This is a genomic window from Sporosarcina sp. Y352 (genome assembly GCF_056786535.1).
On the sequence record NZ_JBXCJE010000004.1, the window covers coordinates 57,643 to 72,180 of the forward strand.

General features: G+C 38.5%; 8 protein-coding genes. All 8 read right to left on the minus strand.

The genetic code is table 11. The annotated features are described in order from the left end of the window. Positions 1-71 precede the first annotated feature (71 nt). Complete coding sequence (locus AC1TO6_RS07920) at positions 72-1,391, minus strand: S-layer homology domain-containing protein (protein ID WP_482101065.1); 1,320 nt, start codon at positions 1,389-1,391, stop codon at positions 72-74. A 67-nt stretch (positions 1,392-1,458) separates the two neighbouring features. Further along, a complete protein-coding gene (locus AC1TO6_RS07925; RefSeq protein WP_482101066.1) occupies positions 1,459-2,502 on the minus strand; it encodes a hypothetical protein in 1,044 nt (347 codons plus the stop codon). Positions 2,503-2,514: 12 nt separating this feature from the next. After that, positions 2,515-3,915 (minus strand): MBOAT family O-acyltransferase, encoded by a 1,401-nt coding sequence (locus tag AC1TO6_RS07930; protein ID WP_482101067.1) that lies wholly within the window; start codon positions 3,913-3,915, stop codon positions 2,515-2,517. A 393-nt stretch (positions 3,916-4,308) separates the two neighbouring features. Beyond that, entirely contained in the window at positions 4,309-6,144 is a 1,836-nt protein-coding gene (locus tag AC1TO6_RS07935) for an S-layer homology domain-containing protein (RefSeq protein WP_482101068.1), read from the minus strand. Positions 6,145-6,421: 277 nt separating this feature from the next. After that, positions 6,422-7,678: an S-layer homology domain-containing protein gene (locus tag AC1TO6_RS07940; protein WP_482101069.1), complete on the minus strand. Its 1,257-nt coding sequence runs from the start codon at positions 7,676-7,678 to the stop codon at positions 6,422-6,424. A 317-nt stretch (positions 7,679-7,995) separates the two neighbouring features. Continuing rightward, complete coding sequence (locus AC1TO6_RS07945) at positions 7,996-10,464, minus strand: Ig-like domain-containing protein (protein WP_482101070.1); 2,469 nt, start codon at positions 10,462-10,464, stop codon at positions 7,996-7,998. Between the two features lie 445 nt (positions 10,465-10,909). After that, positions 10,910-11,173, minus strand: coding sequence for a hypothetical protein (locus AC1TO6_RS07950; RefSeq protein ID WP_482101071.1), 264 nt, complete (start codon positions 11,171-11,173; stop codon positions 10,910-10,912). A gap of 231 nt (positions 11,174-11,404) precedes the next feature. Next, on the minus strand, positions 11,405-14,089 hold the full coding sequence (locus AC1TO6_RS07955) for an S-layer homology domain-containing protein (protein ID WP_482101072.1): 2,685 nt from the start codon (positions 14,087-14,089) through the stop codon (positions 11,405-11,407). Positions 14,090-14,538: the final 449 nt, after the last annotated feature.

Here is a 14,538-nt window from a genome sequence, read left to right on the forward strand (position 1 = left end):
TTTTTTTCATTTATTGGATACCAAAATACCCTTCACCAATAACGGCGAGGGGTACTTGCATCTTACTTTATTCACTTCAATTCCAACTTCTCCATCATCTCTTGCCACATGACTTTGTAGCCTGCTTTGGTCGGATGGGGACTTCCTGTTTCCATCAAATCTTCATACGCAACTTTGGGGTTATTGGCAAGATACTCATTGATGGCGTCAAATTGAGAGATGAACGTATACCCTTTTTCTTTACTGATCCTTTTCAGCACATTGTCGATACTTTGTGCTGAAAAACGATAAGCATGCGTCCCGTTCGTCGAAGGTGGCGGTGACATGACAATCATATATTCTGAACGCACGTCGACAATTTTGAGCAATTCTCGGATATTCGCTTCATACTCCTGTAAACTACTGTCAATCCGGTCGTTCGTACCAATCATAACAACAATGACATCTTCTTTCTGCCTCATTAATTGATCACTGTTTTTCAATGTCCATGCTGCAGATTTCCCACTAATTCCTGCATTCATCACATCAATCGTACCGAATTCCGGATTTTTCATATACGCTCTTAATCGATTTGCCCAAACGTCTGTCGCATGAGTCGCTTCGCGGTATACTTGGCCTTTATCATCACTGAAAATAATCCGGCCGTCTTTCGGAATGAAATGCTCTTGCCCCCCCATCCCCGCCGTGATACTATCACCAATCAGCTTAATAGAAGAAACTTCTTTATTCTTCAGCTTCTGAGACAAATCGCTGTAAGAATTCGGGAGTGAATCAGTCAGTTTAATCATCTCAGCTCTATACATGAAAACTGCGAACTCACCACGTTTCAACTGATCATCTGTACCGAAACGCTCAGTAGTTTTTCCATTTGTAATATTGTGGTCAACCATGCCAGCAACAGCTTCCCGATAACGAAAATTTACATCCTTAAAATGAATATTCTTCACATTTCCCTGCAAATTATAAGCCGCTGCTTGGGTGAGCATCAACGCGACTTCTCCACGTTTTAAATTGTCTTCGAATCCGAAATAACTTGCACTTTTACCATTTATAATACCTGCTTGTTTCAATGAATGAATAGCAGCTGTCGCTCGTTTGGGTACATCGGAGAAACTTGTATTCTCAGCCCCAGAATCCGTCAAACCAAGTGCATTCGCCAAAATAACGGCCGCACTCCCACGCGTTATTTGTTGGTCCGTGCCAAATTGCGTCGCAGTAACACCTTTTGAATAATTGTTCGCAACGAGAAAATCCACTGATTCAGCATAGCTGCTCGAGACGTCCTTAAAGGATGATGTTGCCGCAAATGCAGGAACAGTTGAGGAAATAAGCACCATCATTACAATCGCTGATGAAACAAATCCACGAAAAACCGTTGTTTTAAACGACATGTACCCGATTCCCCTTTCTATGCGTAATCCTAGATATTAGATAGTCAACTATTTTCATTTCAACCTGTTATTCAAATTCCGCTACCAATGAACGGACTTCCTTCAAATGCTTTTCAATGTTTTCAGTCGTCACGTAAACGCCGAAATCTTCTATAGCTGGGATTACCGCCCCGTTCTCAATACGATTAGCAATCAAGTCCCCGATTTCAGGATAGAAGTGATGCCCGTCATAGTAGTTATTGAGATCATTCGTGACAGTATTCGGATACATAAAGTTCCAAACGCCTCCATAGACTTCTACTAAATCACGGATCCATACTTCGTAGTCATCATACAAATCAGTATCTACGAGTGCTTTGAACAGTTCCGTGGAGATGGGCGTCGTAAACACAATCATCTCACCATCAGGCATCGTATTTTTCACTTTAGCCATGATTTCCGCATATTTCGGATAATACGTGTAGTGTTCTCCGTAAAAAGTATCTTCAAATCTCTTGATTTTTTCACCCGTCATTTTTTCGATTTCATTTTCAGACAGTTTTTTTGCGAATGCTTCCCCTTGCCTATTGTAAAGCCTATCTTCAGTAATTAGATTTCCTCTTGAAAGCTTAAAATTACTGATGGAGTAGTCCAAGACTTGTAGAGATAATAGGTTTTTTGCACGATAAAAAGGTTGATTCACTTTTACTTCGTAATTGTTCACAGACCGCGCTGCTCCTGCTTCTTCTTCACTTGACTTGAAAAAATCGACTCCAAGTATGATTCGTTCAATATCCTTATTTTGCGATTTTGCATATAAAATATAACTATGGTACTCACGCATAGAAAGGTTCGCAACTGAAGCATTGAAGACATTCCATTTACCGAATGCAGTAGGATGAATATAAGTGGACCTGCTACTCCCAATTAAAAGTGTATCGAAATCCTTTTCTTCGAATTGTAACTGTGCTATTTTCTGCTCCCGCTCATTAATGACTTTTTGAACGTCGTTGTACGCATGTGCATGACTGTAGTGCCAGAGAGGGTCTATCCAGAAATTGAAGCTCACAACACTCGCTATGAACACAGCGAATAAAATGACAATCGTACCTGTAAACTTTTTATCCGACATAAGATGATCCCCTTAGAAATTGAAATATAAGAACTCGCTCACTTGTTGCAGCTGCATCGTACTATAAAATAACAGTATCGAAATAAACAGAGCCAATAACACGTTTCGTTTTTGGCTATCCATAATTTCAACCGAGTTTTTTGCAAACCACGATAGAAGTAAACCAAATATCAAATAGAGCCCGATGATCCACAGTTTTTCATTAAATATGGTATAAAGCCCTGTAAGTTGAACACCATTCAACCCGAACATTGCCTTCAGCACCGTTATCGCATCCGTAAATGTAGCTGCTCGGAAAAACACCCAAGCCAGGTGAACAAAAAGGAATGTTGTCATCCATGCCAGTACTTTATTCATCTTAAAGCCGGCCAGTTTCCACCAACGGCAGATGATGCTTGCGACACCGTGCAACGTTCCCCAAACGATGAACGTCCAACCAGCGCCATGCCAAATTCCACTGACGAAAAAAATTATGAAAATATTAATATACGTCCGATATTTCCCTTTCCGGTTCCCACCAAGCGGAATGTATAAATACGTCGTTAAAAACTTCGACAATGTAATATGCCATCTGCGCCAGAAGTCTTGGATATCTAGCGCTTTATAAGGTGAGTTGAAATTGATTGGCATTTTAATGTTGAATAATAATGCCAGTCCAATCGCCATATCAGAGTATCCGCTAAAGTCAAAATAGAGCTGTAGCGTATAGGCTAATGATGTAATCCAACTGTCGATAAACGTCAGTGAATCAACTGAGCCATAGCCGCTATTCGCATACTTAGCAAATACATCAGCAATCGCCACTTTTTTAAATAGACCAATCGCAAAAATAATAAGACCTTTCGCGATGTTTTCAAATTGGATTGAGTACGTCTTTTTATCGCTGAATTGTGGCATCATTTGACCATGATAGACGATAGGACCCGCAATAAGCTGCGGGAAGAGCATGACGAATATGCTGTAGTTCAGAAAACTGTATTTTTTCGTTTCCAATCTATATGAATCGACTATATAAGCAATTTGTTGAAACGTGTAAAAACTGATCGCCAAAGGCAATAATATATTTTTCAATGGAACATTCGTATCGAAAAAGAAGTTGACATTTTCAAGGAAAAAGTCAAAGTACTTAAAGTATCCGAGTAATAATACATTGAAAAGAATTCCGATTGTCGCGACTACCTTACGAAATTTGCCACCCTTATCCTTGCCCAAAAACGCCCCTATTGTAAAGTTCACAAGCAACGAAGTGATAATGAGCGGTAAATAAGCTGGATTCCAAAAGCCATAGAAAAATACCGAAGCTGCGAGTAACCATGCTTTTGCAAATGGGATATGAAGTCTTCCTAGTATGTAATAAAGCACCCATACGATAGGTAAGAATAGAAAAATAAACTCAAATGAATTAAATATCACGATGCAAGTCACCTTTACTCTATAAAGTTTGCGTACATCTTATCTTAACAGGAATGTTAAATAAAATCTTGTTGTGATTGATTGTGTTTTTGTCGAAATTAAAAAATGAAAGGAATAGGAGGAAATAGAAATAGCCCCTTGATCCACAGTTAAGGATCAAAGAGCTACTTCTCCATTCATACTAATTTGCGTCATTGGAAATGATAGACATGAATTGTGTTGGAATCTATTAGCCGTCTTACAGTCTTCCAGTAACTTTTGTTTATTCTTTAATGGTCACGGTGTCGATAAAATACCCGTACAAAACCTACGACAGCATTTCGTAGAACACTGGGAACTCCAATTTACCCTAAAAATATTGTTTTAATCCCTGGGACGCGAATTTCAATTCACTTATTTCACTTGTGATATATACTCATAATCTTTATTTCCATCATTGATTGTATACTTAACATAGTTATTATCTGTTTTCCATATGCCAATCCCAAAAGTAACAGAAATTTGAAATCGCTCGTATGAATGTATTATTGTATTGATTCCACTAGATTCTAATTGTTCCTTATTATATGAACCTCTAGATGCAGTCCCACTAAAAATCTCCACGTTCTTCACAGTTAATACATCAGAACTAAGGTTTTGAAAAGAAGTACTTAACGCATCAATTCGATTATTAATTGTAATTGATGCATATGTGTTTAGAAATATTTCAGGTTTGTATATTTCTATCATTTTAGCTTCTGCAGCTTCCAAAACGTCTAGTCCACTTATAATCGCTTGAGCATTCAGAGTATAGGCCGCATTAACATATTCTCTGACCGTCTTCACTGCTCGAACATCATTGTTTGTTAAGTTTTCAATAGCAGGTAATGCTTCTATTGCATCTTCTGCTGTTGTAATCGCCGCTTTAATTTCTCTCTCTTTTTTAAGTTCAACTATTACCACTTCAGCTTCTTCCAACTTTTCAATACCGACGATAATTGCTTGAGCATCTAACGTATGAACTGCGCTCACAAAATCTCTAGCTTTCGTCACATCCATTTCATTTTCAAGCGTCACCTGACTTGGCTCAGGTATTGCTGCTATTGCATTTTCTGCGTTTTCAATGGCCTTTATAAGTTTTTCTTGTGCTATCAATATCTTAATCTGTTTTTCTGCAGCAATAAGCTCGGGCAAACCATTTACTTCAGCTTTACTATCTATTTCAAGAACTTTGGTTACTAGTAGCCGCGCTTTTTGAATATCATCTGAATCAGACATTTTTATAACATCAATAGAAGGTAGTTCGGATATTGCTAATTCCGCCGCTTCAATAGCAGGTGTCAATGTGTCCTCTTTTTCAACAGTCACTTTAATAATGAGATCTTCAGCCTTATTGCCAGCTTTGTCTTTAGCGCTGAAAGTAATTGTGTAAACTCCTGGCACAGAGGTATCCACTTTAGTTTGTTTCTCATTTTCAAGCATAATTACATGTGTAACTGCTACGAATTCGTCTTTATCGTCTGTTGCAGTAACATTAGGAAGTACGTATTCTTCATCAAAACTAATAGTAACTTCCGTTTCTCCAATAGTATTAAGTTCAGGCGCTACCTTATCAGACGACCTTTCATTCTTAATCAGTTCAGCTCTATAAACGAAAATGGCATATTCTCCACGTTTGATATTGTCGTTCGTTCCAAAACTTGTCGCAGACTTACCACTTGTAACTTGGTTATCAACCAAACCAGCTATTGCTTCCTGGTATCGTAAATTAACGTCAGTAAACTTAATATTTTCCGTATTTCCCTTAAGGTCATATGCAGAGGCATTCGTTAGCATCAAAGCAATTTCCCCACGTTTAAGTAAATCATTGAATCCGAACTTTGTTGCACTTTTCCCAGAAATGATACCCGCATCTTTTAACGCATTAATTGCACCAGTAGCACGTAGTGGGACATCAGTGAAACCCGCCTTAGGAGCATCAGCATTTACCATTCCTAATGCGTTTGCCAAAATGACGGCAGCATCACCACGTTTGATTTGGTTATCAATTCCGAATTTCGTTTCAGTAATCCCTAGTGAAAGGTTGTTATTGACCAGGTAATTTACAGATTCTGAGTAAATCTTTGAAACATCTGTGAAAGCGGATGTTTCACCATTCGCGGAAACTTCCGGTACTACAGCTGATGAAACAAGTACCGCCAATACTGCTGGAACAAGTAGTTTACAAAAAAGATGTGATTTTAAAGACATTTAATATATCCCCCAATTAATCGTTATATAATTCTTTTAAACTAATAAAATAATCACTCCTAATTGTACTATAATCCTAATGAATAGATCATGGTAACTTTACGTCCAAACCACCTTTAATTGGTATTATCCCAGCCGCAATTCGCCTAGAAACGTTAATTCGTCAAATTGAATGCATGCCTTAAATTTAAAAAAGAGGAAATGAGCCATTATTGAGCTCATTTCCCCTTCTCTTATTCTGTTATTTATTGTCCGTAAAATAGAGTCAACTTTCTGTTTACTCTTGAATGATAAGTCCGCTATGTGGATAGAAAATGATATTGAAACTACTTTTTCCACTATCCACCTGCATCCGATACACAAGCCGACGATAATTCTTGTCCGTGTATATATCAAATACATTCTCGTACTTAGAATTGAGCAACTTCACGCGTACAGGAGACGATTCATAGCGTTCGTACTCATTTTTTACGATTTGGAGTGATTCCTCTTTTGAAAGTTCAAAGCTTCCCGCCCCTACATGATTCCAGTCGTATCCTGACAGTTTCCATTTGCCCGATTGCTTTTCAAACGTATACTCCAAATAACCGGCAGCCGCAAGCGGAGCATCAAAGGAAATCGTACGAATTCGGACTAGATTTGATGTGTTTTCAAGAATTTCGAAACGATAATTTGTTTCAACCATTAAAGTTGGAAAAAGACCCATATCACAGTTTGTACACATACTAGCATAATAATTTTTTAAATCAGAATCTATAAACTGCTGAGTGGCATTTTTCAATAGTTCTGTGCGAACCATGCTGAATTGAGATCCCTGATGTTTAAAACTGTTAATCGTAGTTTCGATTGTAACTGGTAACCTGTAGACTAAATTCAGTATTTCTTCTTTTCTCAAGGGTGTATTGGAATCAACTTCCGGAGCCTTAGGTACTTTTAACGCACGATACATAAACGCTGCATACTGAGCACGTGTCACGGAATCGTTTGGTTTAAAATACCCCTGATCTCCAACTGTGATCCCGTTTGAATACAAAGCCTGAACATGCATAAAGCCCCAATAGTAATACCATATGTCCGGAATTACTGTGAAGGATTCAATATTCAAGTCAAATGCTACATCTAGCACCTTAGCCATCTGTATTCGTGTGAGCGGAGCGTCAGGATTGAAGTTTCCATTGTGATCACCGCTAAAGATACCCGCTTGGGAAACTCTTAAAATTGCATCGTAGTTGGGATGGCTCGTAGGCACATCCTTGTAACGGATATTTGTGTCCTTCTTCACTTCCAATTGTAATTCTTTGTCCAATAACTGGGCAACATGTTTACGTGAAACTTTTTCATTTGGCCTGAACGTGCCATCCAGATAGCCATTAATCAGTCCTCTCTCTTGCATGCTCTGAATTACTTCCCAAAAACGGTGGTTTGGAGGAACGTCCTTAAATGACTGCGATAAAGCTTTCGCCTGTATACTGAGTGACATAACTGTTGCGACAACTATGCATCCAATCCATCGCCACATCCAACGATTTTTCACCTAATACCCTCTCCTCTTTTATGGATTATAATTACCATTATACCGAAATTAATCCAATTTAGCTACGACAATTGGTAGTTTTTTCTATGAATTCAACAGGTCTAGTTTTGGATGCTAACGTTTTATCTTATAATGTGGCGAGTATAAGCTACAATAATAGAGGTAAAGAATCTAAGGCAAAAGAAACAGTCCATTGACCCATAGAGGATCAAAGGACTGTTTCCCATTCAACAACCTATCCCGTATCATCGGTAATGAATTGTCTGAGTTATATTAGAACCTGGTACCCAAAACAACAGGGCTTTAGTGTTTAAAAATTAGTTAGTTTTCACATTGATAGTTGAAGTTGCTAGAGGAACTACTTCACCAGTTCCAGTTACATAAGCTACTAATGTTCCTTCTGCGTTATTAGCTACCGTCCCTTCAACCATACCTGAGGAGATAGAAGGTGCTGTTGTAAAATCAGATGCAGTTCCTGAATATTTAACAGCTAAAGTACCTAATACTTCTTCAGCATCTTTAATTTCATCTTTATTAAGGTCTACAAAGATATCGCCATTTTTATCTAGTTGAGCTTTTAATGTACTATCGCTTAATGTAATATTAGATGGCTTTAATACAACTAAATCTGATAACGCTGCAGCTGTTGTAATATCTTTAACCTCTTCAAATTGTACTGTTTTGATAGTTGGAGTAGAATTTGAAACAGTGATTGTTACTGAAGCTCTTGTTACAGTTCCTTCTTTAATAAGGATATTTGTAGTACCCGCTTTTTTACCAGTAACCGCAATTGTTTTAGTATCAGCATCCACTACCGCTTCTGCAACAGCAGCATTAGAAGAAGATACAGCGTAAGCTCCACCACTTATGTCTTCAGAACCAATTTTGAAACCATCTTTATTGTATGTGTTCCAAAGAAGATTTACTTTGTTATCATCAGAAGCAAATACCACATCTAGGTTTAAGTCATTTCCAGAGTTAGCTATTTCAAGTTTTCTGCTAGCTACCCTAGCATCGTCAGAGATTGATACTGTAACTGTGTTTAAAACTTTCGTGCTATCTGCATTTTTAATTTCTAAAGTTGTATTTCCTTTAGCAGCAGCAACTGGTGTAACTTCAAATTCCGCTTTTCCGTCGACTACCTTTATAGCTTGGTCTGATGCGTTAGTGATATCTGTATTTTTAGATACTACATTAACAGTGCCTTCAAACTCGTCACCATATTGGTCAACTACAGTAGATGCAACTGTATCGCTGTTTCCATTGTAAAGTTTAACTGAAGTAGAACTTAGATCTACAGTCGTAGCAACACGAGCACCACTTGTAACAGTTAATGGCACTTCAACTTTTGCATCATCTGAAGTTACTGTAAAAACTACTGAACCCGGACTTATTGGCGTAATTTCTCCACTTCCATCAATAGTAGCTACCGAAGGATTAGATGATTTGTAAGTTAAAGTTGGATTTGCAATAGTGGCACCACTTAGAGATGTTACTTTACCTACATCTAAAGTAGTTGCACCATCTTGAACAGAAACTTTACCACTCTTCACAGCAACGTTACCTTGGCTTACTTTCGTTTCTCCAATTGTTGATACATATGCTGCAAAATCAAGAACTTTTACTTCTTTAAGTTCAGATTCAACTTTCTTATCACCTTTAGTGATTACAACTTTATAAGTAAATTTATTACCAGTAGCAATTTTTGCTTCATCAATTTCCCCTGTTGAAGCGTCAACTAATACGTCAGAAGTTGCTTGAAACTCAACAGTATATCCAGCTTGCTTTAATGTTTCAACATTAGCTGAAACACTTTCGTTGTTAATCATAAATGAAAGGTACTGTTTATCTTTCTCTTCATCAAGACGAACATCTGAAGCTGAAATTGAGGCTACATCTAACGAGTAAGCGAAAGCAAATTCAGTTACTTTATCTTTCTCACCTTCAACTTTCTCTGTATATTTCACTTTTAATTCTTTTTCTGGTTCAAAAGTTTTTTCAAATGTCAATGTTGCAGACAGTTTGTCTTCACTTACTTTGTAAGAAACAACCTTATTACCTTCTAAGTTGAAGTTTTCAGCTTTTACACGGTCTAATCCTGAACCAGTGACTTTTAGTTCTTTATGGTTCATCGCCGTTACCGATTTGACTTCAGGTGTACCTGCTTCAAGAGTTTCTGCTTTATATACGAATACAGCAAACTCTCCACGCTTAATATCAGCGCTTGTACCGAAACTAGTTGCTGTTTTACCAGAAGTGATTCCAGCTTCCACCATGCCTGCTACTGCAGATTCGTAACGTGCACCAACATCAGTGAACTTCAATTTAGATGTATCACCTTTAAGGTCGTAGGCTTTAGCATTCGCTAAAATAAGCGCAACTTCGCCACGTGTCAAATTATCTTCGAAGCCGAATTTCGTTGTTGTTTTACCGTTAATGACGCCAGCTGCTTTCAAAGAATTGATCGCAAGAGCTGCACGTGCGGGAACGTCAGAGAATCCACTTGCAGGAGCCTTTTCGTCTTGTAGTCCGAGCGCTTTAGCGAGAATGATTGCCGCGTCTCCACGCTTAATTGTTTTTTGTACGCCGAATGATGTTTGAGTCAAACCGCTTGTAAGATTATTAGACACTAGGTATTCCACTGGAGCTTTATAGTTTCCTGTAGCATCCGTGAAAGATGCTGTTGTTACAAAAGCTGATGCGACTGGAACGAGTGCAGATGCAACAAGTGAAGCTGCTGCAGCTGTAACTACGAATTTTTTATAAGATTTTGGTTGTAAAGCCATTTGTCATATTCCTCCCTATTTTAGGCAATTCTATTTTTGTTGATGTTTATCAACTAGTAAGTAATCATATCGCCTACAATTCTATTATTGCCTAAGTAGAGTTTACTAAACCGAAATAGTAGAACTGTAAAGAATGTAAGGTTATTGATTTCTTTGCGTTAAACTGTAATGTATCTTTCGGTTTCGGCCACCGGGTTCGGGTACCAGATTCTACCACAATTCAGATAACTGCCTTTGAGAAGTCCGAGCTGTGAGAATTAGTCAATTCCCTTTACGTCCTTAGTGGCGTAATGCTATTTTGTCTTTTGATAGCCGTTGTTTTACAACAAGAGCCTATAACGATCAAACTTACGTTTAAGTGAGTCTGTTTATATAAATTGTTTGGGTACCTGTGCAAGACGCAATCATGACAATTCACAGAATTTTATAAATACAAAAAGAAAGCTCAACCAAAGTGAATATGGCTGAGCTTTCTTTTTTTATGCAATTGTAGTGAATTTACTGAGTAGTAACGTGCACATGCACCTGACACTTCACTGATTTCACGATGGCTATCCCACTTGCTTAATGTGCCAACTATAAATGCTTTTACCAAGGCAAGATCCGTTAACTTTTTTTCGTCGTAGTTAATCAATGGACACGCCAATTTAGTAACTGGCAGCAATGATAAATATTGACGAAAGACTAAGTTTTGGTCTATGCTTCCCATAGGGAGTCTCCTTTCTGTGTGATAAAAACTGGTTTAGTCGTCAGTTATTATTTTACAGGTGGAGCTCCCTTTTTGCATTTTTCAAACACTTTGAAAGTCTACCACTATCATTTGTAAGTATTTTTACAGCTATGCAACGCTAGTGGGTGCCTTAGAATTCAAAAAAAAGCCTAAAAAGCAATAAATAACTTTTTAGGCTTTTTTTCTTTTAAAAAATAAGAGTAATTCTTATTATTGAGATACTTTGTAGCTAGTTGGTGCAATCGCGTTACCGGCAGCGTCTCGTACAGTAGTCACGTTAAGTGTCTGAGCTGTAGTTGGAGCAGAAGAGAAAGTAACAACGAATTGTCTTGCAGCAACTTGAGTAATGCTAGTAACAGTATTTGTAGTTACAACTTGCCCATTTTGCTGAACAGTGTAGTTATCAGCGTCAAATGCATTTGCTGAAGTTACCCCGTCTGCAGCTAAGAATGCACCTGAATCAACAACATCTTCGCTGTAAGTGAAGACGTAGTCACTATTTACAGCAGTAGTATCAGTGTTTGGTGCTACTGATACAGTTGGTAATACAGTATCAAGAGTAATGTCATGTGCGACAGGAGCACTGTTGTTTCCAGCAGCATCTACTGAACGTACAAGGATACGGTAGTCTCCGTTTGTAGTTGGCAGGCTATAGTTAATAACATAGTTTTCTGAAGTAGAGTTGAAACCTCCGTCTACAGCAGTTACGCCAGTAGAAGTGTAAGCTTGAACTTCAGTTTCGTAGCTTCCGTTTCCATCAGCATCGCGGTAGGCAGCCACTTGAACCGCACTAACGTCAGAATCATCTGTAGCTGTACCAGTCATGCGAACTTCTCTTTTGTTAGTAGCAGCGTCATTAACATGAGCTATTCCACCTACTGTTACAGTAGAAACAGTTGCCCCTGGAGCAGTAGTGTCGCCAGAGTTAGCAGGAGTAGTGAAGAATGCTTCAGTTCCGACAGTAGTTATGCCAGTTGGTGTTCCAACAGTTGCTGGAGTTGAAGTGTTACCAGCTGAGTCTATTGAACGCACTTGGATTCTGTAAGAAGTTGAGTTTTTCAACTGTGGAGAGTTGAAAGAGAATCCTTCAGATCCTTCATTGAATGTTCCATCAGCAGAAGTTGCATTAGTCCAATCAGTTGAAGTTGTGAACGCGTTTGTAGCAGCGTTATAAGTTTGAACACGGTATTGAACATTTGTTACGTTGCTTTGAGCATCAGTAGCTGTACCTTCAACCGTTACACGGCTAGTTGCAGATTTGTAAGCGTTAGAAGTGATTGTTGCAGTTGGTGCAGTGATATCAGTAGCAACAATATTCAAAGTTGAGTCAGATGAAGTAGCAACACGTCCCGCTACGTCAACAACTTCAGCTTGAATTTTGTAGCTTCCGCCAGTGAAACCAGTTGTATTGATAGTTGCAACTGCTGTTTCGGTAGTTTCATCGAACAAACCATCTTCAGCAGGAACGCTAGTCCAGCTAGTGTAAGTGTTGTCTGTTTTTAGTAAACGGTAGCGTACAGAAGATACTTCTACTCCGCTTGCAACTGCAGCATTCAAAGTAACTTGGTTACCAGCGTTAGCGTTGATAACTTTGCCAGTTTGAGCTCCGTTTTTCAATTCCGTTACGATAGATGGAGTAGACCCCAAGTTAGCAACTGGAGTAAGTTCTACTGTAGTTGTTGGAATAGCAGCTCCGCCGTCAGCTTTAACATTTGAGATAGTTAGAGATACATCGTCATCAGCAACGATAGATCCAGCAGCAAATGTAAGAGTAACAATTTGGTTTCCAGCATATGGTCCAACTGTAGATTTATTAACTACTGCTGAAATAGGGAATACTGGAGTGTTTGAAGTGCTTGAAACGTCAGCATCATAGCTATAGTTTGCTTCAACTTCTGCAGATGTAATATCTACTTTACGGTTGAATACTAAAGTAACTGTTTGAGTGTCTGCGCTAGCCACCGCTTGAATAGCAGGGATTGCTGCTGCAGCTACTGTGAATGAAGCTGATTTAGCTGCATCATCTTTGTATTTAACTGTATAAGTTACAGTTTGAGCAGCACTCGTTTGAGCAACTTCAGGAACTGTGAATGTTACAGCTTTAGTAGCTTCGCTGTAAGTAACGTTTAATGATGTTACAGTTTCAGTAGCTCCACCATTGATAGAACGAGTAAGTATGAAATCAGCAGCAACTGGAGCAACTTCAGGAGCCGTGTTGAATGTTGCAACTACAGATCCGTTAGTAGCTGTTACTGATTGAACTGCAACGCCAATGATGATTTGGTCTTCCAAAGCATGAACAAATTTAGCGAAATCGCCACGTTTGATGTTGTTGTCAGTTCCAAATTGAGTAGCGTTAATACCGTTAGTAACGTCATGTGCTAATAATGCAGCAACCGCTTCTTTGTAACGAGCAGGTACGTCAGTGAATTTCACGTCTGTAGCAGAACCTTCAGTCAAACCGAAAGCTTTAGCGAACATGATAGCCGCGTCTCCACGTTTGATAGGCTGATCCCAACCAAATTTAGTAGCTGATGTACCGTTGATAACGCCAGCAGCTTTTAATGAGTTAACTGCGATAGCGCCACGTTTTGGAACGTCAGTGAAACCAGATGCTGCAGCTTTTTCGTCCATTTTGCCAGCCGCTGAAGCAATGATGACTGCAGCGTCTCCGCGAGTGATTTGTGCAGAGATCCCGAATTGTGTATCAGAAAGACCTAGTGCAAAGTTATTTTCAACAAGAAATGATACTGCTTTAGTGTATGATGCTGGTACGTCTGTGAATGCTGCTGTTGTTACAGATGCTGATGCCGCTGGAACAAGTGCAGATGCTACTAGTGCTGCTGTTGCAGCTGTTGTGACGAATTTTTTGTAAGAATTTGATTGTAAAGCCATGTGTAGTATTCCTCCCTGTTTTAGGTGTATCTGTTTTGGGCTGATAAGTATCAGCGATGTTCTTCCGTCTTAGTATACCATCAGTTCATTCGTTAGGCTATGAAATGTTACTAAACATTTCATAGATTACCAAGAATGTCATAGTACCTAAACTCTCATTCTATTATACATCTTAGTCTATATTTATCAAGCAGAAACTGAATTAATTTCTAAATACTTACTTTAATAAAATCATAGAGAGATAAAATATTGAACTTTTATATCAGCAAGCCACTCTACATGAACATTGGATTTATATAGATTTCGTTCAATTTGTCTCACTAAAACAAATCTACTAGTTACGAATTAACACATTCGTAAGCACTTTCTTTTTTACATCCTTCTAAATAATTAGTAAGATTACGCATTGTTATATTATCGTATTATCTTGAATCTACTACCGATATATT